Here is a 19,165-nt window from a genome sequence, read left to right on the forward strand (position 1 = left end):
GAAGTTGTGAATGCTTTATCATGCATGGTTCGATATGGTACTCGACTTGCGGGTCCGCATGAAACAGGCCCGACCGCAACCGGAAAGCGACTCTTCTGATGCCCTTTAACACCCGAGCTGGATTCAAACTTGCGCTGGCGGTGGCCGCTGCAATCAGTGCTCAAACCCTGCGTGCAGAGGACAACCCTGAACGCCTGTGGAGCTGTAATCTCACCCCCAGCGGAGACTGGGACTGCGAGGTTAACGAAGCCCTGGCCCGGCAGCCTGCTCAAACGCCCAGGGACGGCGACCAGGAGGTCGCACCGGACACTGAACGCGAGCCTGTCCGGATTGAGCCTGCAGAGAGTGCAGTAGCCGCTCAGCCGGAAGCCCCGACATCCCGTCAAGAGCCCCGACCGGAAGCGGCTGCGGATTCTGCCCCGCCTGTCGAGATCGCAGCGCCAGCCGCTGTGGACTGGCCCAAGCCGCCAGAGGTCCAGCCCAAACCCCAGACCGCCCTGTCAGCCCCTGCCAACGGCACCGACTGGAACTGCGTGGCTCAGGGGGATAGCTGGGACTGTCAGCAACAGGCAGGACAGCAGACCGGCGCGACTCGCAGCACGAACACAAGAACACTGGCAGCCGGCAAGCCGGAATGGGACTGCACCGCCAGTGGTGGCGACTGGGACTGCAAACAGGTTCCCGGAGCCGCCCCCGCGGCACAGCCACTGGTCCAGTCACCGACCGCCCCGCTTACACCCGCATCGGCGGCCGCACTTGACTGGTATGCCTATGCGCCGGGCGAGGCCCCCGGAGCCTGCCGTGGTCGCTACGTAGAGCCTGAACTGGCTTTTCTGGAAGATGAACGCCCGCTCGATCAGCAGCCGGTCTATATCGATGCCTTGAGCTCATCGACGGTACTGGATGGCATTACCACGCTTGAGGGGGGTATCCAGATCCAGCGTGGCGGTCGCCTGATCAGCAGTACCCGTGGCGAGTATGACCGCCAGAGCAGCCAGGCACGCCTGTTTGGCGAGGTTAAATACCGTGAGCGCGGCTTCCTGCTCCGGGGCGAACAGGCCGATGCCGACATGCTCAGTGGCGATACCCGCTTCCATAATGCCCAGTACGTGATGCATCAGGAGCACATGCGCGGCCAGGCGCGGCAGATTACCCGCTTTGGTGACAGCCGTGTTCGACTGGACGAAGGTGCCGTCACCTACTGTGAGCCGGGCAGCAACGCCTGGCAGCTGGCCGCCAAATCCATTGAGCTGGACCCCGAGACCGGCCGCGGTGTGGCCCGTCATGCGACGCTGGACGTGGCCGGAGTTCCGGTACTGTATACCCCGTACCTGTCATTCCCGATTGACGACCGCCGCCAGTCCGGCTTCCTCTATCCGAGCATTCGCTATTCGGTGAGCGACGGTATCGACCTGTCCGTACCGTACTATTTCAATATCGCGCCCAATCTGGACGATACTCTGACTCCCCGCTATATCGGCGAACGAGGCCTGCTGCTGGAAAACGAGCTGCGTTACATGAACGCCTGGTCTCATAACAGCCTCAGCACCGCGATTCTGGCTGATGACAGCCAGTACAACGGTGATCGCTGGCTGCTCGGTTTTGAACATCAGGGCACCTTGAAGCAGAACCTGTCCAGCCGCATCGACTTCACCCGTGTCAGTGACGATGACTACTTTGAAGATCTGGGCACCAGCCTGGACGTACAACGCGATGACCACCTGGATCAGCTGCTGGAACTCAATTACCGTCAGCCCAACTGGGCCCTCAGTTTCCGCACTCAGGGCTATCAGACCATCGACGGCACCACCCCGTACGAGCGCCTGCCACAAATTCGCCTGACCGGCTTCCAGCCTGATCTGGCCGGAGGGTTGAACGCCTCCTACGAGGCCGAATATGTCCGTTTTGAGCGGAACCTGGAAAGCCGCTATGCGCCCGGCAGTGACGCAGGCCATACGGTTGGCAGCCGCGTTCACCTGCGCCCGCGTGTGAGCTACGCACTTGAGCAGCCCTGGGGCTTCGTGCGCTCTGCTGCCACACTCTGGCACTCTTCCTATGATCTTGAGAATGACCGGGACAGCACGCTGGGCGGCAGTCAGTCGATCAGCGCAGGCATTGTCAGCCTGGATACCGGGCTGGTGTTTGAGCGTGACTATGAACTGGGTGATGGCACCTATACCCAAACGCTGGAGCCGCGCCTGTTCCTGCTGCACGCCGAAGCCGATAAGCAGTTTGAGGTGCCCACCTTTGATTCGTCACAGCTGAGCTTCACCTACTCCAACCTGTTCCACGAGACCGGCTGGAGTGGCAACGACCGTGTAGCTGATACCACTCAGGCAACGCTGGGTCTGTCCAGTGCCATTTATTCTCGACAGGGCATTGAAAAGCTCCGTGTCGGCGTTGCTCAGGCGCACTACTTTGCAGACCGCGAGTATGCAGGCCGCCCCGGGGACAGTGGTGACACGGCCGTGACTCAGGGCAACCCGGCCACCAACAGCAGCTCCAACCTGGCCACACTGGCCAACTGGAACTTCACTCGCAACCTGCGCCTAACACACAATGGCGAGGTTGACCGGGACAGCTATGAGTTTCTGGAGCACAACTACAAGCTCAGCTACCGCCCCGGTGACCGCCGCCTGTTCTACCTGAGCTACCGCGACAATATTGAAAAACGCCCCAACGATGGTAACCAGCAGCTGGATATGGCGTTCCGCTGGCCCCTGAGCAACCAGTGGACGGGCTATGGCCGCTGGCAGCAGGACCTGGACGCCAATGAAAACCTCGATACCCTGTTGGGCATCGAGTACTCCAGCTGCTGCTGGAAGGTCCGCCTGACCGGTCGACGCTGGGTGGTTGACCCGGACAGCGTGGGCAGCAATGAAGCATTTGAAACCGATACTGGCATCTTCCTGCAGTTTGTCCTGCGCGGCCTGGGCTCATTCGGCCAGGGTGAAGGCAGCGATTACCTGAAGGAAATCACCGGATATGACGAGGACGACGATGGCACTTTCTAAACTTGCACGCCCCCTGCTGGGGCTGCTGCTGATGACCGCCCCGCTGCACGCCGTTCAGGCCGAAGTGCTTGACCGCATTGCCGCAGTGGTGAACGAGGACATCGTACTGGAAAGCGAGCTGGAACAGCGCATGGATCTGGTGCGCCAGCAGGTTGCGGCCCGGGACTCAACCCGACTTCCCCCGGAAGATGTCCTTCGTCAGCAGGTACTGGATCGACTCATCCTGGAAAATATCCAGATGCAGATTGCAGAGCGTCAGGGCATGCGCATTTCCGACAGCCAGCTGAACCAGGCGATCAGCCGCATCGCTGCCCAGAACGGCATGACCCTGCCACAGTTTCGTGACGCGCTGATTGCCGAGGGCCAGGACTACGCCCAGGCGCGGGAACAGATCCGCCGCGAGATGCTGCTGACTCAGGTTCAGCAGAGCAGCGTCAACCGCCGCATCAGCGTTTCAGAACAGGAAGTGCAGAACTTCCTTGAATCAGAAATGGGTCAGCAGCAGGTGCAGGCCGAATACCGCTTGCGCAATATCCTGCTGGCACTGCCGGAAGGTGCCACGCCAGCCATGATTCAGAAGGCGGAAGCGGAAGCCCTCGCACTGCGTGAGCAACTGGAGCAGGGCGCCGACTTTGCCGAGCTGGCCATCGCCGAGTCCAATGCGCCCAACGCCCTGCAGGGCGGAGAGCTGGGCTGGCGCAAGGAAACCGAGCTGCCCGAAGCCCTCGCACGCGCGATCTCAAAACTGGGCCCGGGCGAAATCAGCGACCCCATCAAGACCCCCGGTGGCTTCCACCTGCTGAAAGTGGAAGACAAGCGCGGCGGCAAGGTGCAGCTGGTCGAGCAGACGCAGGTTCGACACATCCTGCTGAAGCCGAACGAGATTCGCAGCGAATCCCAGACACGCCGCCTGATCGACGACCTCTACCAGCGCCTGCAGGAAGGCCAGCCGTTTGATGAACTGGCGCGCCGCTACAGTGATGACGCGGCCAGCGGCTCACAGGGCGGCGATCTTGGCTGGACACAGAACGGCCAGATGGTGCCGGAATTTGAACAGGTCATGAACAATACTCCGGAAGGCAGCATCAGCCGTCCGTTCGAGTCTCGCTTCGGTTGGCATATTCTTCAGGTGCAGGACCGCCGTACCCAGGATCTGGGTGAAGAGATGCTTGAGTCCCAGGCACGTAACAGCATCCGCCAGCGCAAGTTCAATGAAGAACTGAGCAACTGGCTGCGTGAAATCCGTTCTCAAGCCTATATTGAGCGCAAGATTTGACCGTGAGCTGCCCTCGTATCGCCATCACCCCCGGAGAACCGGCCGGCATCGGTCCAGAACTCTGCGTCCAGCTGGCTCAGCAGGCACCCCCCTGCCAGCTGATTGCGGTCGCAGACCCTGACCTGCTTCGCCAGCGCGCTCGACTGCTGGACCTGCCGCTGGAGATTCTGCCTTTCACGGCCGGAGCCACGGCTCAACCGGCGCCGCCGGGAGCGCTTTACTGTCAACCGGTTAACCTGGTCGCGCCAAGCGAACCGGGTCAGCTGAATACCGCCAATGCGTCCTATGTGCTGGAAACCCTGCGTCAGGCCACATTGGGCTGCATGTCGGGCGATTTTCAGGCCCTGCTGACCGCTCCTGTGCACAAGGGCATCATCAACGATGCCGGCATTGCGTTCAGTGGTCACACCGAATTTCTGGAAGCGCTGACGGGCAGCCGCAAGGTTGTGATGATGCTGGCGACCGAAGGGCTCAAGGTTGCGCTGGCCACCACGCACCTGCCGCTGAAGGAAGTTCCCTCCGCCATTACGCGCCCTTTGCTGGAGGAGATTATTCAGGTACTGGTACAGGACCTGCAACGCTCCTTCGGCCTTGCATCCCCCCGCATTCTGGTTGCCGGACTCAACCCGCACGCGGGTGAAGGCGGACATCTGGGACATGAGGAAATCGACACCATCATCCCGGTGCTGGACGATTTCCGACAGCAGGGCGTCGACCTGGTGGGCCCCCTGCCTGCGGATACCCTGTTTACGGAACATCACCTGCGTGATGCGGATGCAGTGCTGGCCATGTACCACGATCAGGGGTTGCCGGTGCTCAAATACAAGGGCTTTGGCCGCGCCGCCAATATCACACTGGGGCTGCCCATTATCCGCACGTCGGTCGACCATGGAACCGCCCTCGATCTGGCCGGCACCGGGACGGCCGATGCCGGCAGCCTTCACACCGCACTCCAGTTCGCGCTTGATATGGCGCGGCATCAATCAGGACACTGAACATGAGCAAGAAACCCGTCGGTCACAAGGCGCGCAAGCGGTTTGGCCAGAACTTCCTGCATGATCAGGGGGTCATCGGGCGCATCATCCGAGCCATCAACCCACAGCCCGGCCAGCACCTGGTCGAAATCGGCCCGGGCCTGGGCGCGCTGACGGAAGAACTGCTGGATGCCTGTAACGGGGAGCTGGACGTTGTCGAACTGGACCGCGACCTGATTCCGATACTGCGTACCCAGTTCTTCCGCTACGCAGACAGCTTCAACATTCACGAAGCGGACGCACTGAAATTCGATTTTGGCCCCCTGCAGCAGGATGAACGGCCCCTGCGCGTGGTAGGCAACCTGCCCTACAACATCTCCACGCCGCTGATTTTTCACCTGTTGAGCTTCAACGGCCTGATTCACGACATGCATTTCATGCTGCAGAAGGAAGTGGTCGACCGTCTGGCCGCCGGCCCCGGTGATAACCACTATGGCCGCCTTGGCATCATGGCGCAGTACTACTGCCATGTAGAGCCCCTGTTCATCGTACCACCCGGTGCCTTCTCGCCCGCACCCAAGGTTGACTCAGCCATCGTCAGGCTGGTTCCCTATGACACGCCGCCCATCCCGGCCCGAGACGTGAAGCAGTTGCAGCAGGTTGTCCGCACGGCTTTTGGTCAACGTCGCAAGACACTGCGTAACAATCTCAAGCAACTGATTGATGCCGAGCAGCTTGAGGCACTGGGCATTGATCCCGGCCTGCGACCGGAACGTCTGACACTGGAAGAGTTTGTGCGTATCAGCGATGCATTGACACCAGAGTCCAGTGCGGAATAATCGCAGCCTGCAACCCGAATTTGAGGATAAGCGAACCCAGATGGACAACACCGAGTACAGCCGCAATATCGAGATCGATGTCACCACGGCCTATCTGCCGGATCAGTCCGAGCCGGAGGCGCACCGCTTCGTGTTCTCCTACCGTATCCGCATTACCAACCATAATGCCGAGAGCGTTCAGCTGCTCAGCCGGCAGTGGCGGATTACCGACGGCAATGAGCACGTGCAGGAAGTTCAGGGTGAAGGTGTGGTCGGTGAGAAGCCGGTGATTGAACCGGGCAAGAGCTACGAATACACCAGCGGCACCGTTCTGGCGACAGAGGTGGGCAGCATGGAGGGCAGCTACCGCATGACTACACCGGACGAGCGCGAATTCGACACTCCGATCGAACCCTTTACCCTGGCACAGCCCAACGCGCTGCACTGAATCAGAACAGCCCCGGCTGTTCCGCCCGGGGCCTGCCCGCCCAATCCACAAACCCTTTCAGGCCGGGGCGCTTCTGTTCCAGCCGCTGCGCCAGCCAGCGCGCCAGCTCAGGGGCTTCGGCGTTGCTCGGTGTGTGCATGAAGACAAAGGGTGTTTTACCGGCATCGATCCACTCCAGCAGCTTGTCGACCCAGGGCTCCAGCCAGGGCAAGCCTTCCTGCCAGTGCAGGGGCGTGATAAAACGCAACATGGGCGCCGACCCGGTTGCCAACACGCGCAGTGGTACACGCGGCTTCTGCTGCAGGGCCTCCTGACTTACCCGGTCAGTACGAGGGTTTGCAAACAGTGACCGTGTATCAAACATGATGCGATTGACCCCCATCTCCATCAGCAGCCGGTTCAGCTGTCGCTCCCCCTCGCCACCGTCAAAAAAGGCCGGATGACGGACCTCAACGGCATAGCGAAACCCGGCCGGCAGACGCCGTAAAAAAGCCGCCAGCTGAGCCAGATGGTCCGGTCGAAAGCGCGCCGGCAGCTGCAGGCAGAGCATCCCCAAGCGCTGTTCAAGCAAGCCAAGGTGCTTAAAGGTCTGGTTTAACTCATCATCGCAGTGCCTCAGCTCAGCCTGATGGCTGATCGTCTGTGGAAACTTGAAGCAAAACCGGAAATCCTCCGAGGTCTGTTGCCACCACTGCTTGATGGTCTCCTGCCTGGGCAGTCCGTAAAAAGTGGTGTTACCCTCCACCGAGCTGAAGCTGGCCGCGTACTGGGCCAGATCCGGCTGTGCCGGGTCCGGCAGGATCGAGCGATTCCACTCGGGATGCTTCCATTGAGGCAAGCCAATAAAGTAGTCTGACGTCATGGCCACTCTGTTGTTATACTACAACTCGTTCTTTCCACGCTGACAGGGTACTGAATCACAATGGATTTCGCCTCTCTCCTCGGCATTTTTTCAGGTATTGCCCTGATTATCAGCGCCATTTTCCTGGGCGGCAACGCCGACGTCTTCGTTAACGTGCCCGGCATCATGATCGTCGCCGGCGGTACTCTGGCTGCCACCCTGCTGACCGTTCGCTTCAAGGACGTGCTCAACGCATTCAAGGCCGCCTGGATCGTCTTCACCCGTGACAACACGAACCCCCAGGAGATGATCGACACCATGCTGGAACTCAGCCGGGTATCGCATCGTCACGGCCTGCTCAAGCTGGGGGACGTGGAGAGCGATTCGCACGTACTCAAGCGTGCCTGTAACCTGCTCGCCGAGGCCGCGTCCGAGCAGGTCATTCGTAACACCCTGCAAAACGAAATCGACTCGCTGATGGCGCGACATCATTCGGTTCAGGACGTTTTTCGCAAGATGGCCTCCTACGCACCGGCATTCGGCATGCTTGGTACTCTGATCGGCTTGATTCAGATGCTCAGCCAACTGTCCGAGCCGGAGACCATTGGCCCCGCCATGGCCGTCGCACTGCTAACCACCTTTTACGGTTCCCTGCTGGCTACCATGGTGTTCCTGCCAATCGCCGGCAAGCTCCATGCTCGCACCCTGTCGGAAGTGACCAATCTGGAGATCATTCGTGAGGGCTGCATCAGCATCCTGACCAATGACCACTACATGCATGTCTACGAGCAGCTGGCGTCCTACCTGCCCGAAGCTCAGCGCAAGCCTGTTCGCATTGGCAAGCCCAAAGCGGATGAAGCAGGCAAGAAGGACGGCAAGGGCAAAGCCACCGAAAACGCCAAGGCCCAGTCGGCACCACGGGGGTGAGTATGAGCAGCCGTCGACGGGAATTGACTCAGGAATCGGGTGCGCCGGGCTGGCTGATGACCTATGCAGACCTGATGACACTCCTGCTGGTGTTTTTCGTACTGCTGTTCTCCATGTCCAATCTGGAGAAAGAGCGCTTTGCCGAGGCCATGCAGTCTTTCAAGAGTGCTTTCCAGCAGGCGGTTTCCGGTGCCCCCGACAGACTGGTTCCCCTTGAAAGTACTCAGGGCACGCCCTCAGCCGTGAATGACGCCATCATGCAAGCGCCCGAGCAAAGCCAGCCGGCTGAAGAGAATGACGCCGAGGATGCGGCAGAATCGGAGGTGGCGGCACTGGAGTGGCAACAGCTGACGCAGGACCTGGAGCGCGCCTTTCAATTGATGCAGATGCAGGATGCCATCGAGATCGGCACACCGCGCGATGGCAAGCTGTCCCTGCGCGTCAAGGGCGCTGCCCTGTTTACCTCGGGCTCGGCCGAATTCAATCCGGCCATGCTCCCCATGCTTGATGCCCTGCTTGAGTCCCTGATCGTCAATCCGGGTTACAAGCTCGAAATACAGGGACATACGGATGATATCCCGATCAGTACCGCCCAGTTCCCCTCCAACTGGGAGCTGTCTGCCGTGCGTGCCACCACCGTACTGCGCTACCTGGTAGATGCCGGCATCAACCCCAAACGCCTGACTGCAACAGGTTATGGCTCGGCCATCCCGCTGGTACCCAATATCAGCCCGGAAAACCGAGCCATCAACCGACGTATTGAATTCGTACTGGAGAAGCGAGCCGTCGAACCATGAAGCCGAATATCCAAATACCGGAGCTTAAGGACAGCGGCCGACGTGCCTATCGTCTGCATGTTGACGAAGATGACCCCATCGAGGTTCATATTGGTGATATTGAAGTTAACATACGTGACCTGTCCGAAACGGGCCTCGCCTTTATCACCGATCAGGCGCTGACCGACACCCGTGTGCCGGCGCATATCAAGTTTCGTATTGATAGTCGTACGATTATGCTCGAATGCCAGCTCATACTGGTTCGGAAGGTCGGCCAGGTCTGGTGTGCCGATATTGATGGACTCTCGGCCCGAGAACATAAGCTGCTGTCAGAGTTCATCACCTGGTGCCAAACACGTGCCATCCGCCGCGCCAAGAAGAAAGTTTAATAAAGTCTTGACGTTAGCATAATGCGTCCGTAATATACGCACACAATCTGATGCGGGGTGGAGCAGTCTGGTAGCTCGTCGGGCTCATAACCCGAAGGTCGTTGGTTCAAATCCAGCCCCCGCTACCAAATTTAGAAAAAACCGGTTACCGAAAGGTGCCGGTTTTTTCGTTTATGTACATGGGTAAAAATTGAGAGCTGACGAGCAGCTCGTCGGGCTCAGCTCTTCATAACCCCGGGCGAAGATCGCTGGTGCAAATCCAACACACGCTACAAATTCAGAAAAAACCGGTTACCGAAAGGTGCCGGTTTTTTCGTTTCTGAACCCCGGGCCAGAAACGGGGCGAGCGGTCATAGAGACTGCGTCCTTGCACAGCCTACTGCTCGGACTGATACAGCGCCACAAAAGACTCTGCAGGCATCGGCCTGTGAAACAGGAAGCCCTGCCCGCTCTTGCACCCAATGCCTTGCAGCAGCGCCACCTGCTCGACCTGCTCAATCCCTTCGGCGATGACATCAAACTCAAGCTTGTCCAGCAGCTGAATTAGCCCCTGCAGAAGCGTCGACGCCTTGCCGTCGCGGCACAGGTCCGCCACGAAGTCTCGATCAATTTTTACAACGTCCAACGGCAGGCGACGCAGATAGGTCAAACTGGAGTAGCCGGTCCCGAAGTCATCCAGCGCCAGATTGAAGCCCGCCTCACGAAGTCCATGCAAACGCTCCAATACACAGTCAGCAAAGTCTATAAACGCGGTTTCCGTTATTTCCAGCTCCAGCTCACCCGGCTCAACCCCAAAACGTTTGACCGTCTCAAGGCACCAGCTCACCAGATCAGGTTCCTGAAACTGTCGCGCCGAGAGGTTGATGCTGATTCTGGGCATTGGGCGTCCTTCACGTCGACAGTCTCGCAAAAGGCGACAGCTGCGCGCAAAGACCCATCGGTCAAGCGCCACAATCAACCGGCTCTCCTCTGCCAGCGGAATAAAGTCAGCGGGTGAAATCAGCCCTTTTTCCGGATGTTCCCAGCGCAAAAGCACTTCAGCACCGATAACCCGGCTGTCTGAAAGCGCCACTTTGGGCTGCAGATAGAGTTGCAGCCCCAGGTCCGCGTTGGGCTCTGTTGCCAGAATCAGCTGCTGCTCCAGCATCAGGCGCTGACGCATCTCATTGCTGATGGTTTCATCATAAAAGCGATAGTTTTCTCGGCCAGATTGCTTGGCTGCGGTCATCGCCGTTTGAGCGGAGGACAACAGAGTATCGGCGTCCATAGCATCCTTGGGAGACAGTGAGATGCCAATGGAAGGACTCATGCGGATGGTATCGCCGTCCAGGATCATTGGCTCGTGCAACAGACGGATACAGCGATCGGCGTGCCTTGCAATCTCTGTCAAGTCGCCTGCACTGGTCAGCAAAATAACAAATTCGTCTCCGGTCAACCGGAACAACAGCTGCCCACTACCCGACAGTTGTCGCAGGCGTCTACTAAGACACCTGATCAGCGTATCGCCGCCGCGCATGCCAAAGCGGTCGTTAATGGGCGATAACTGGCCAAGGTCTACACACATCAGCGCGAGGGGAGCAGGCGGGTTACGCCCCAGCTTCTCGGCAAGTGTCTGCATCAGCTTATGGCGGTTACCCATGCCGGTCAGCGGGTCCGTAAACGCCAACTGCTCGATCTCCGCTTCCTTGGCTCGCATTTCGGTCAAATCATGCAGAACGGAGACATAATGGGTCATCTCCCCTTTCGCGTCGCGCAGGGCACTGATGGACATCCATTGCAGGTAAACCTCGCCGGACTTACGCCGGTTCCAGACCTCCCCTTTCCAGATACCGTCATTCCCCAACGCAGCATTCATCTCATCGTAGAAAGCCTGGCCGTGGTGGTTGGAGCGCAGGAAACGTGGAGTTCTCCCCTTCACCTCATCCGCGCTATAGCCAGTGATCTGCGTAAAGGCCGGGTTGACCCTTTGGATGCGTGCATGAGCATCCGTGACCATTATCCCTTCGATGGTACTGTCCAGAATGCGCTCGGCCATGGCTTCCTGCGCCTGCAACGCATGCTGCAGCCTCAGGTCCTGACCAATGCCAGTCAGACCTGTTACCTGGCCACTTTCATCCATGTGCGCCAGCACCCGCAGGCTGACAGGCACTGATTCACCATTGAGCGTTTGAAAATGTATCGAGCCATGCCAGTAGCCTTCCGACAGTACCTTGGGGAAGACCTCATCCCTGAGCAGGGCGAGATTATGCTCATCATGGAACTGATGCACATACATGGGCGTGACATTGAAGTCATGATTGGCCGGAACATCCAGCATCCGACGGCCAGAGCTGTTCATGAACTCGATACGATGGTTCCGATCCAGGCTGGCAACGAAGTCGCCGGTCAAATCCAGAAACTGACGCTGTCTGTCCATATTCAATCCATTTGCTGACAATTACGCTGACTTCCGACTCCAGAACTGATCGGCAAGCGCACTAAGCTCCGTTGCGACCGTCAGCACATGCTGCCCGGCGGTGGAACTTTGCTCAGCGGCATCCAGGTTCTCTTCGGACATAGATTGAATGGAGACGATGCTGCGGTCAATCTCCGAGGCCACACTGCTTTGCTGCTCTACGGCCGAGGCAGTTTGCACACTCATATCCGTAATGCGGCGAATTGAGTTCAGAATATTGTCCAGTGCGACCACTGTTTCGTCACTCAGCTCCACACAACGATCAGCCTGGTTACGTCCCCTGTTGATCGTCTCAACCGCATCGTTGGCACAGGTCTGCAACTGCTCGATCATGTTGCGCACTTTCTCCGTGGAGTCTTGCGTGCGCAGAGACAGTGAGCGCACTTCGTCCGCCACAACGGCAAAGCCGCGTCCCGCTTCGCCGGCGCGCGCCGCCTCGATTGCCGCGTTCAGTGCCAACAGGTTGGTCTGCTCGGAAATATCAGTAATGACATCCAGAATGTTGGCGATACCCCGGCTGCTTTCATCGAGTTTGGCAATAACGGATTCCGTTGAGCCCATGTGCTCCTGCAGGTGATGTACCGCCGTAGTAGTCGCTTCAACGGTTCGTTTGCCATGGGCAACTTCTTCAACCGCTGCCTCAGCCGCATCAGAGCTGCTGTGTGCATTGCCGGCAACCTCTTGAACGGAGGCAGACATTTCACTGACCGCCGCAGCCGACTGGTTGAGCTCGCCCGTTTGCTGCCGCACACCATGCTGTGACTGATTGACCGCGGCACTCAGGGCAGAGGCTTCATCTTTCAAATGGCCAGCCGAGTCCCGCATGCGCCCTACAAGCCCGTCACGCTCTGCCCGCAGCAACCGCATGACAAGACGCACCTGCCCAATATCATCCTGACGGCCTGTATAGACGTAGCGTGCCACAGGGTCTGCAATCTGCTGTTCGCAATCCTGTACCAGACGACGCCAGGGCTGCAGAGAAAACAGGACGCCTGCCAGCATCACCAGCATTGACAAGGCCATCAGCGGCAGAGCCCATTGGGGTTGCATGCTGCTGGCCAGCAGTGCGGCGCCACCAGGAACAAGAACAGACAACAGCAGACGTGCGCTCAGTCCGAGCCGGCCCAGAAGTGCACTCGGCATCGGCTTGCGGTTGGCACTCAAGCGGTCATAGACGGATTCAGCACGCGCCACAACGTCTGACTCAGGCTTACGACGGACGGACTGGTATTCACAGACCTGACCGTTCTTTTCAATCGGGGTAACAAACGCATCGACCCAGTAGTGATCACCGTTCTTGCAGCGATTCTTCACCACCCCCATCCAGGGCTGGCCCGATTTCACACGCCCCCACAATGTTTCGAAAGCAGCAGGCGGCATATCAGGATGACGCACGACGTTGTGGTTGCGCCCCATGAGCTCGTCAGGCTCAAAGCCACAGATATCGATGAAGTCACGATTGACGTAGGTAATCGCGCCCTTCAAGTCGGTTGTGGATAAAATGTTGGCGTGGTCAGAGACGTTTTGTTCTTGTTGTGTAACCGGCTCATTGATCTTCATTTCGATCCCTCGACTTTGAACCACCGAATACTATTTAAACGGCTGTTTTCGACATTACTCTAGTATTGCCATCCAGACAACAGCCTTACGAAAAGTAGTGATATTTACGTTACAGGCCAGGATTCAGTTCATACCCGAATAAGCCAGACGTCCCATCACACCTCGTTTGCAGGCTGCCTGTAGTGCTCCAAAACGGTGACTACCGATCCCAAAGCGGTGCACGTTTTTGACCGGCTCGACTCGCAATAATCACAAGCATCTGTAATTAAAAGAAAAATCCATTTTGGGCACATTTTTAGCTGTCCCGATACATGGCTGCCGTTGGACACGGCAATCAAGACACTGAAGGGGAATAGATGATGAAAAAACTGACTAAAAACGCCATCGCTGTCACTCTACTGGCCGCCTCAGCAAGCGCGTCTGCCGAGCTGTCACTGAACGTAGGGGCCATGAGCGACTACTGGTTCCGAGGCATCGACCAGACGGAAAACAATGCCAGTCTGATGGCCGGTGCCGATTACGATTTCGGTAACGGCTTCTACGTCGGTACCTGGGGAGCCCAGCTGGATGATGCCGAGCTTGAGTACGATCTCTATGGTGGTTACAGCGGCAGCTACGAAGACCTCAGCTACGGCGTCGGCTATGCCGGTTACTTCTACACCGACAGCGACGTTTCCACTTACCACGAACTGATTTTCAGTGCTGGCTACAAGTTCCTGAGTGCGGACTTTGTGCTGGGCACCGAAGACGCGGATGACTCAGCCAATGATGCCGACTACACCTTCTTCAGCCTGAGCGGCGAATACGAAGGCGCCTACCTGACCTACGGTGTATTCGGTGAAGATTACGAAGGGGATTATGTAGAAGCGGGTTACGGCACCAGCTTCCAGGGACTGGACATGAGCCTGGCCTACATCAAGCAGCTGGACACAGAACTGGATGGCGACGGCGAGAAGGACTCCGAACTCGTCTTCACCATCAGCAAAACGTTCGATCTCTGATCAAGCTCCACTTCGCTCCATACATACTAAGATTTGAGGCTCTCCGGAGCCTCTTTTTACGCCTGCGCCAATAGAACAGCCCCGGCCTGATTCGTTATCATTCAATTACATTCGCGACTCAGGACCCTTTATGGCGACCTATGCTGTTGGCGACCTTCAAGGCTGCCATGACGAACTGCAACTACTGCTGGAACAGATCAGCTTCGGCCCGGGGGACCGCCTCTGGCTGACCGGCGACCTGGTCAACCGTGGCCCCGCCTCACTGGAAACACTCAGGTTTATTCGCAGCCTGGGCGATCAGGCAATAACCGTACTGGGCAATCATGACCTGCACCTGCTGGCGCTGGACGCGGGTGTAAACCGCAAGTCCCACCCAACGCTGGACCCGGTTCTGGACGCACCGGACCGAGCTGAACTGATGCACTGGCTGCGCCACCGCCCCTTGTTGCATGACGACAAGACGCTGGGCTTTGTCATGACACATGCCGGCATTCCCCATATCTGGTCACTCAAACAGGCCCGCACCCTTGCAGCCGAGCTGGAACAGGTACTGCAGAGCACTCAATGCAGTCAGTTTCTACACCAGATGTACGGCAACCACCCCGACCGCTGGGACAACCGGCTGACGGGGATAGACAGGCTTCGCGCCATCACCAATTACTTCACACGGATGCGCTTTATAACGGAAGACGGCCAGCTGGAGTTCAAGGGGAACGGCCCGCCCGACGACGCACCCAAGGGCTTTGCCCCCTGGTTTCGCCATTCGCGCCAGCAGCCCATGAAACGCACCCAACTGTTCGGCCACTGGGCAGCACTGGGCTTTCACCAGGAAGGCCACGCCATTGGGCTCGACAGCGGCTGCGTTTGGGGTAATACCCTTACAGCTTATCGGCTTGAAGACGGTGCCGTTTTCACGCAAGCTTGCCTGCCAAAGCCGACAGCGGGAGAGTAACCATGTCAGATTATCGCTGCATCAATATTGATCAGGCCTGCGAGCTGATCGACCAGGGCGCCCAGGTGGTCGATATTCGTGACGAAGGCAGCTATCAAGCGCTGCACATCCGCGATGCCTACAACCTGAACAACCACAACCTCCCCGACTATGTAGCCGCAGCCGACTTCGATGCGCCCCTGATCGTGTGCTGTTACCACGGTATCAGCAGCCAGTCCGCAGCAGACTACCTGGCGCACCAAGGATTCGAGGAGGTCTACAGCCTGGACGGCGGCTTTGAGGCCTGGCGTGCCCAGTGCCCTGACCGCTGCGAGTCCTGATGGAGACCTATCTGGTCGGCGGCGCTGTCCGTGACCAGCTGCTGGGGCTGGATGTCAAAGACCGTGACTGGGTCGTGGTGGGCGCCACGCCTGAAGCGATGAAGGCACAAGGCTTCAAGGCGGTGGGCAGTGATTTCCCTGTTTTCCTGCACCCCGATACCGGCGAGGAATATGCGCTGGCCCGCACCGAGCGCAAGAGCGGCAGGGGGTACACGGGGTTCACCTTTCATGCCAGCCCGGACGTGACCCTGGAGCAGGACCTGCAGCGCCGCGACCTGACCATCAACGCCATCGCCCAGGATCTGCAGGGCCGGATACACGATCCCTGCCAAGGCCGCGCCGACCTTGACGCGCGCATTCTGCGTCACGTCTCACCGGCGTTCGTGGAAGACCCGCTGCGCGTGCTGCGAGTAGCGCGGTTTTATGCCCGCTTTGCCCATCTGGGATTCACATTGGCGCCCGAAACCCGGCAGCTGCTGGAAGAAATCAGTGCCGGCGATGAGCTGGAGCACCTGACACCGGAGCGTGTCTGGCAGGAATGCGAACGCGCACTGTGCACCCGCTCGCCCGTGTGTTTTTTCAGACTGCTGCGGGAGGTGGGCGCTCTGGCCCGGTTGATGCCTGCATCTGAACTGCTTGACCTGACCCGGCTCGAGTCCCGCTTTGAGGCAGCCGACACGCTGGACAGCGAACAGGGCTTTGCCCTGCTGACCTACACCCTGACCGAGCAGCTGTCGACCGAAGCTGCGCTCAAACAGATTCGTGAGCTCTGCACCCACTGGCGTACGCCCAACCGTTACCGCGACCTGGCCTTGAACACCCGCAGTGAGCTGGATGCGCTGGTTGATATGGATGGGCTTGAGGCTGAGCGGCGTCTGGAGGTACTCAAGAACCTGAGCCTGCTGCGCCAGCCTGACCGACTGGACCATCTGTTGCCACTGGTCTCGGCTGTTGCCCCTGAGCGTGATACGGCAGCGCTGGCTCAGGCCACCCGCACCCTGCTGGACCGGATCGGCGCCGTCGACAACCGCGCCCTGCAAGCGCAGGGGTTCAGCGGCAAGGCACTGGGCGACGCCATCCGGGCGCAACAACTGGTCTGCTGCGAGTACTATCGGGAGACGCCTTTATGAGCGGAACAGCTACACCCTGCGCCCTGATCACCGGCGGTGCCCGTCGAATCGGTGCCACTATCGCACGCCTCTTGCACGCACAGGGTTATCGTATTCTGCTGCACTATCGACAGTCACTCACCGAGGCCAGCAGCCTTGCGGACGAACTGAACCGGGCCAGGCCAGACAGCTGCCTGCTGCTGCAGGCCGACCTGAATCAGGCGGCCGATGTTGAACGACTCATCAGCGAGATCGGTCAGTACACAGAGCGGCTGGACCTGCTGGTCAACAATGCGTCCACCTTTTATCCCACGCCACTGGACGACGCCTCGCAACAGGACTGGGACCTGCTGATCAACAGCAACCTGCGCGGGCCTTTCTTCCTGACTCAGGGCATGGCGCCACTGCTGCGCCAAAGCAGTGGCAACATCGTCAACCTGGTTGATATTCATGCTGAACGCGGCCTGGCGGGCTACCCTGTCTACTCCATCGCCAAGGCTGGCGTAAAAATGATGACACTGAGCCTGGCCCGCGAACTGGCGCCGGACGTCAGAGTGAATGGCGTATCACCCGGCGCCATTCTGTGGCCGGAGGCCGATGCAGCGCTGGATGACGCCGAGCGTCGATCTATCGTGGACAAGATACCGCTCAAACGCACCGGCACGCCGGACGACATTGCCCAGGCCGTACTGTTTCTGGCAACGGCACCTTATGTGACCGGACAGGTACTGGCCGTCGATGGGGGGCGTTCAGTGTTCAGCTGAAGAGATTAAGCGGCCACGCCACTCGAAGTCGATCGGCCACAGCTTCTGCGACCGGTCGTAGGTATCCCAGAGATGGGCATACGACTGCTTGAGGACAGGATGCTGAACGTCAGGCGCAACCTCGGCCAACGGCAGCAGTACAAAGGCGTTCTGCGTAATTTCATCCCGGGGCACCTGCACTCCGTCTCGAGGATGATCCAGATCGCCATAGGTCAGAATATCGATATCCAGTGTTCGCCCGCTGAAACGGGGTCCCGACCGGTCACGTCCGTTTTCGTCTTCAATCTGCTTTAAACAGGCTGACAGCTCGGCCAGCGAGACTGAGCACTCCAGCCCGACCACCAGATTGTAGAAGTTGCTGCCATCAAACCCGACCGCTTCGCTCTCATAGACCGAGGAAATCTCCAGCTCTCCAAAGCGGTCTGCCAAAGCATCCAGCGCGGCACGGATATGCCGCTCCCGCGACTGGTTGCTGCCCAGGCTCAGGTACACGTGCGGCATCAGGCACGCTCCCCGCGCTCAATCACGACTCCCACGTCCTTGGCTCCCCGGACGGCACCGGGCTTGCTCAGGCGCAAACGCAGCCAGGGCACATCAAACTCGGTCATCACAATCTGTGCAATTTCTTCGGCCATGGTTTCCACCAGCAGAAATTCGCTCTCGCTGATAAAGGCGATCAGGCGCTTGGCAACCGACTTGTAATTCAGCGTCTGCTCGATGTCTTCAGTGGAGGCTGCAGCGCGGATGTCCGTGCCCATTTCCAGGTCCAGGCTGACGGTCTGGCGTACCTCACGCTCCCAGTCATAAATGCCGATGACGGTTTCAACCTGCAACTCACGAATGTAGACGATATCCATCCTGCCTCCAGTAAGGGTCAATTGTGACCCGGTCCCAGCTTGTATATGCTTGTTTCAGAGTCATTAATTTATCACGCCTGCCATGGCATGCGCACGGCCCGGACTTCACTATGCCCGAATGGATGCTGTTACTGATCGCCTATCTGCTGGGCTCAATCCCCAGTGCGATCATCGTGTGCAAGGCCATGAACCTGGGTGACCCGCGGCTGAACGGCTCACGCAACCCGGGCGCCACCAACGTGATGCGGCTGGGGGGACGCCAGGCAGCGCTGCTCACACTGCTGGGCGACCTGAGCAAAGGCGCAGCCGCCATTCTGCTGGCGATTCTGGTTTCAGCCGAGCCCGAGGTGCAGGGCTGGACCATGCTGGCAGCGGTTTGTGGCCACCTGTTTCCCTTCTTTTCCAGTTTGCGCGGCGGCAAGGGGGTGGCGACGACACTGGGCTGTACCCTGCTGCTGAGCTGGCCACTGGCACTGTGCCAGCTCCTTTTCTGGGGGCTGGTCTTCCTGCTGGGCCGCATCTCATCCCTGGCATCCATTGCCACGGCAGCCGTCACCCCGCTGTTTTGCTACCTGCTCATTCCGCACCTGCTGCTGCCCTTTGCCATCACGGCCGTGCTGCTGGTGCTTCGGCACAGCAGCAACATCCGCAAACTGCTGGCCGGTCGCGAACACCGCTTCTGAG

Annotated in this window: 19 protein-coding genes and 1 tRNA gene; 15 read left to right on the plus strand and 5 right to left on the minus strand. The window is 58.9% G+C overall.

Annotated features, from left to right (window positions below; all coding sequences use genetic code 11):
- Positions 1–98 precede the first annotated feature (98 nt).
- The 5 genes from lptD to apaG are packed head-to-tail and all read left to right on the plus strand — an operon-like array spanning position 99 to position 6,530.
- Positions 99–3,014, plus strand: coding sequence for an LPS assembly protein LptD (lptD, locus tag H9C73_RS08720; protein ID WP_209287436.1), 2,916 nt, complete (start codon positions 99–101; stop codon positions 3,012–3,014).
- A complete protein-coding gene (locus tag H9C73_RS08725) occupies positions 3,001–4,290 on the plus strand; it encodes a peptidylprolyl isomerase (protein WP_209287437.1) in 1,290 nt (429 codons plus the stop codon). The genes lptD and H9C73_RS08725 overlap by 14 nt, the downstream gene beginning before the upstream one ends.
- Before the next feature lie 2 nt (positions 4,291–4,292).
- The gene (gene pdxA / locus H9C73_RS08730; protein ID WP_209287438.1) at positions 4,293–5,285 is read left to right on the plus strand and encodes a 4-hydroxythreonine-4-phosphate dehydrogenase PdxA; all 993 of its coding nucleotides are present in this window, start codon (positions 4,293–4,295) and stop codon (positions 5,283–5,285) included.
- Positions 5,286–5,287: 2 nt separating this feature from the next.
- The gene (gene rsmA, locus H9C73_RS08735) at positions 5,288–6,103 is read left to right on the plus strand and encodes a 16S rRNA (adenine(1518)-N(6)/adenine(1519)-N(6))-dimethyltransferase RsmA (RefSeq protein WP_209287439.1); all 816 of its coding nucleotides are present in this window, start codon (positions 5,288–5,290) and stop codon (positions 6,101–6,103) included.
- A 40-nt stretch (positions 6,104–6,143) separates the two neighbouring features.
- Positions 6,144–6,530, plus strand: a complete 387-nt coding sequence (apaG, locus tag H9C73_RS08740) for a Co2+/Mg2+ efflux protein ApaG (RefSeq protein ID WP_209287440.1) — start codon at positions 6,144–6,146, stop codon at positions 6,528–6,530.
- A 1-nt stretch (position 6,531) separates the two neighbouring features.
- On the opposite strand, the gene H9C73_RS08745 is transcribed toward apaG, so the two are convergent.
- A complete protein-coding gene (locus H9C73_RS08745) occupies positions 6,532–7,392 on the minus strand; it encodes a DUF72 domain-containing protein (RefSeq protein ID WP_209287441.1) in 861 nt (286 codons plus the stop codon).
- 60 nt (positions 7,393–7,452) lie between these two features.
- Between H9C73_RS08745 and H9C73_RS08750 the strand changes: the two genes are divergently transcribed.
- From H9C73_RS08750 to H9C73_RS08765, 4 genes are all read left to right on the plus strand, one after another.
- Positions 7,453–8,298 (plus strand): motility protein A, encoded by an 846-nt coding sequence (locus H9C73_RS08750; RefSeq protein WP_236014180.1) that lies wholly within the window; start codon positions 7,453–7,455, stop codon positions 8,296–8,298.
- Between the two features lie 2 nt (positions 8,299–8,300).
- Positions 8,301–9,095, plus strand: a complete 795-nt coding sequence (locus H9C73_RS08755; RefSeq protein ID WP_209287442.1) for an OmpA/MotB family protein — start codon at positions 8,301–8,303, stop codon at positions 9,093–9,095.
- Positions 9,092–9,463 (plus strand): PilZ domain-containing protein, encoded by a 372-nt coding sequence (locus H9C73_RS08760; RefSeq protein ID WP_209287443.1) that lies wholly within the window; start codon positions 9,092–9,094, stop codon positions 9,461–9,463. The genes H9C73_RS08755 and H9C73_RS08760 overlap by 4 nt, the downstream gene beginning before the upstream one ends.
- Positions 9,464–9,514: 51 nt before the next feature.
- Positions 9,515–9,591 (plus strand) — tRNA-Met (locus tag H9C73_RS08765).
- Positions 9,592–9,839: 248 nt separating this feature from the next.
- On the opposite strand, the gene H9C73_RS08770 is transcribed toward H9C73_RS08765, so the two are convergent.
- Together H9C73_RS08770 and H9C73_RS08775 are read right to left on the minus strand one after the other, a co-directional pair.
- Positions 9,840–11,879, minus strand: coding sequence for a putative bifunctional diguanylate cyclase/phosphodiesterase (locus H9C73_RS08770; RefSeq protein ID WP_209287444.1), 2,040 nt, complete (start codon positions 11,877–11,879; stop codon positions 9,840–9,842).
- 21 nt (positions 11,880–11,900) lie between these two features.
- The gene (locus H9C73_RS08775; protein WP_209287445.1) at positions 11,901–13,478 is read right to left on the minus strand and encodes a methyl-accepting chemotaxis protein; all 1,578 of its coding nucleotides are present in this window, start codon (positions 13,476–13,478) and stop codon (positions 11,901–11,903) included.
- A 359-nt stretch (positions 13,479–13,837) separates the two neighbouring features.
- On the opposite strand from H9C73_RS08775, the gene H9C73_RS08780 reads away from it, so the two are divergent.
- From H9C73_RS08780 to H9C73_RS08800, 5 genes are all read left to right on the plus strand, one after another.
- On the plus strand, positions 13,838–14,479 hold the full coding sequence (locus H9C73_RS08780) for a TorF family putative porin (RefSeq protein ID WP_209287446.1): 642 nt from the start codon (positions 13,838–13,840) through the stop codon (positions 14,477–14,479).
- Between the two features lie 130 nt (positions 14,480–14,609).
- Positions 14,610–15,431 carry a symmetrical bis(5'-nucleosyl)-tetraphosphatase gene (locus H9C73_RS08785; protein WP_209287447.1) on the plus strand — a complete coding sequence of 274 codons (822 nt, stop codon included), beginning with the start codon at positions 14,610–14,612 and terminating at the stop codon, positions 15,429–15,431.
- Positions 15,432–15,433: 2 nt separating this feature from the next.
- Positions 15,434–15,751 (plus strand): thiosulfate sulfurtransferase GlpE, encoded by a 318-nt coding sequence (gene glpE, locus H9C73_RS08790; RefSeq protein WP_209287448.1) that lies wholly within the window; start codon positions 15,434–15,436, stop codon positions 15,749–15,751.
- On the plus strand, positions 15,751–16,881 hold the full coding sequence (locus H9C73_RS16235) for a hypothetical protein (RefSeq protein ID WP_209287449.1): 1,131 nt from the start codon (positions 15,751–15,753) through the stop codon (positions 16,879–16,881). The genes glpE and H9C73_RS16235 overlap by 1 nt, the downstream gene beginning before the upstream one ends.
- The gene (locus H9C73_RS08800; RefSeq protein WP_209287450.1) at positions 16,878–17,624 is read left to right on the plus strand and encodes a pteridine reductase; all 747 of its coding nucleotides are present in this window, start codon (positions 16,878–16,880) and stop codon (positions 17,622–17,624) included. The genes H9C73_RS16235 and H9C73_RS08800 overlap by 4 nt, the downstream gene beginning before the upstream one ends.
- Here H9C73_RS08800 and folK read toward each other — a convergent pair.
- Positions 17,610–18,125: a 2-amino-4-hydroxy-6-hydroxymethyldihydropteridine diphosphokinase gene (gene folK / locus H9C73_RS08805; protein WP_209287451.1), complete on the minus strand. Its 516-nt coding sequence runs from the start codon at positions 18,123–18,125 to the stop codon at positions 17,610–17,612. The genes H9C73_RS08800 and folK overlap by 15 nt on opposite strands.
- On the minus strand, positions 18,125–18,481 hold the full coding sequence (gene folB / locus H9C73_RS08810; protein ID WP_209287452.1) for a dihydroneopterin aldolase: 357 nt from the start codon (positions 18,479–18,481) through the stop codon (positions 18,125–18,127). The genes folK and folB overlap by 1 nt, the downstream gene beginning before the upstream one ends.
- A 110-nt stretch (positions 18,482–18,591) precedes the next feature.
- On the opposite strand from folB, the gene plsY reads away from it, so the two are divergent.
- Entirely contained in the window at positions 18,592–19,164 is a 573-nt protein-coding gene (plsY, locus tag H9C73_RS08815) for a glycerol-3-phosphate 1-O-acyltransferase PlsY (RefSeq protein WP_209287453.1), read from the plus strand.
- Position 19,165 lies beyond the last annotated feature (1 nt).

The sequence above is a fragment of the Marinobacterium alkalitolerans genome, from assembly GCF_017776525.1.
GTDB lineage: Bacteria > Pseudomonadota > Gammaproteobacteria > Pseudomonadales > Balneatricaceae > Marinobacterium > Marinobacterium alkalitolerans.

Excerpts from the sequence above, each read along its gene's own strand:
- lptD (WP_209287436.1), top strand. The coding sequence starts at position 99 with ATGCCCTTTAACACCCGAGCTGGATTCAAACTTGCGCTGGCGGTGGCC.
- H9C73_RS08725 (WP_209287437.1), top strand. The coding sequence starts at position 3,001 with ATGGCACTTTCTAAACTTGCACGCCCCCTGCTGGGGCTGCTGCTGATG.
- rsmA (WP_209287439.1), top strand. The coding sequence starts at position 5,288 with ATGAGCAAGAAACCCGTCGGTCACAAGGCGCGCAAGCGGTTTGGCCAG.
- apaG (WP_209287440.1), top strand. The coding sequence starts at position 6,144 with ATGGACAACACCGAGTACAGCCGCAATATCGAGATCGATGTCACCACG.
- H9C73_RS08745 (WP_209287441.1), bottom strand. The coding sequence starts at position 7,392 with ATGACGTCAGACTACTTTATTGGCTTGCCTCAATGGAAGCATCCCGAG.
- H9C73_RS08750 (WP_236014180.1), top strand. The coding sequence starts at position 7,453 with ATGGATTTCGCCTCTCTCCTCGGCATTTTTTCAGGTATTGCCCTGATT.
- H9C73_RS08755 (WP_209287442.1), top strand. The coding sequence starts at position 8,301 with ATGAGCAGCCGTCGACGGGAATTGACTCAGGAATCGGGTGCGCCGGGC.
- H9C73_RS08760 (WP_209287443.1), top strand. The coding sequence starts at position 9,092 with ATGAAGCCGAATATCCAAATACCGGAGCTTAAGGACAGCGGCCGACGT.
- H9C73_RS08770 (WP_209287444.1), bottom strand. The coding sequence starts at position 11,879 with ATGGACAGACAGCGTCAGTTTCTGGATTTGACCGGCGACTTCGTTGCC.
- H9C73_RS08775 (WP_209287445.1), bottom strand. The coding sequence starts at position 13,478 with ATGAAGATCAATGAGCCGGTTACACAACAAGAACAAAACGTCTCTGAC.
- H9C73_RS08780 (WP_209287446.1), top strand. The coding sequence starts at position 13,838 with ATGAAAAAACTGACTAAAAACGCCATCGCTGTCACTCTACTGGCCGCC.
- H9C73_RS08785 (WP_209287447.1), top strand. The coding sequence starts at position 14,610 with ATGGCGACCTATGCTGTTGGCGACCTTCAAGGCTGCCATGACGAACTG.
- glpE (WP_209287448.1), top strand. The coding sequence starts at position 15,434 with ATGTCAGATTATCGCTGCATCAATATTGATCAGGCCTGCGAGCTGATC.
- H9C73_RS16235 (WP_209287449.1), top strand. The coding sequence starts at position 15,751 with ATGGAGACCTATCTGGTCGGCGGCGCTGTCCGTGACCAGCTGCTGGGG.
- H9C73_RS08800 (WP_209287450.1), top strand. The coding sequence starts at position 16,878 with ATGAGCGGAACAGCTACACCCTGCGCCCTGATCACCGGCGGTGCCCGT.
- folK (WP_209287451.1), bottom strand. The coding sequence starts at position 18,125 with ATGCCGCACGTGTACCTGAGCCTGGGCAGCAACCAGTCGCGGGAGCGG.
- folB (WP_209287452.1), bottom strand. The coding sequence starts at position 18,481 with ATGGATATCGTCTACATTCGTGAGTTGCAGGTTGAAACCGTCATCGGC.
- plsY (WP_209287453.1), top strand. The coding sequence starts at position 18,592 with ATGCCCGAATGGATGCTGTTACTGATCGCCTATCTGCTGGGCTCAATC.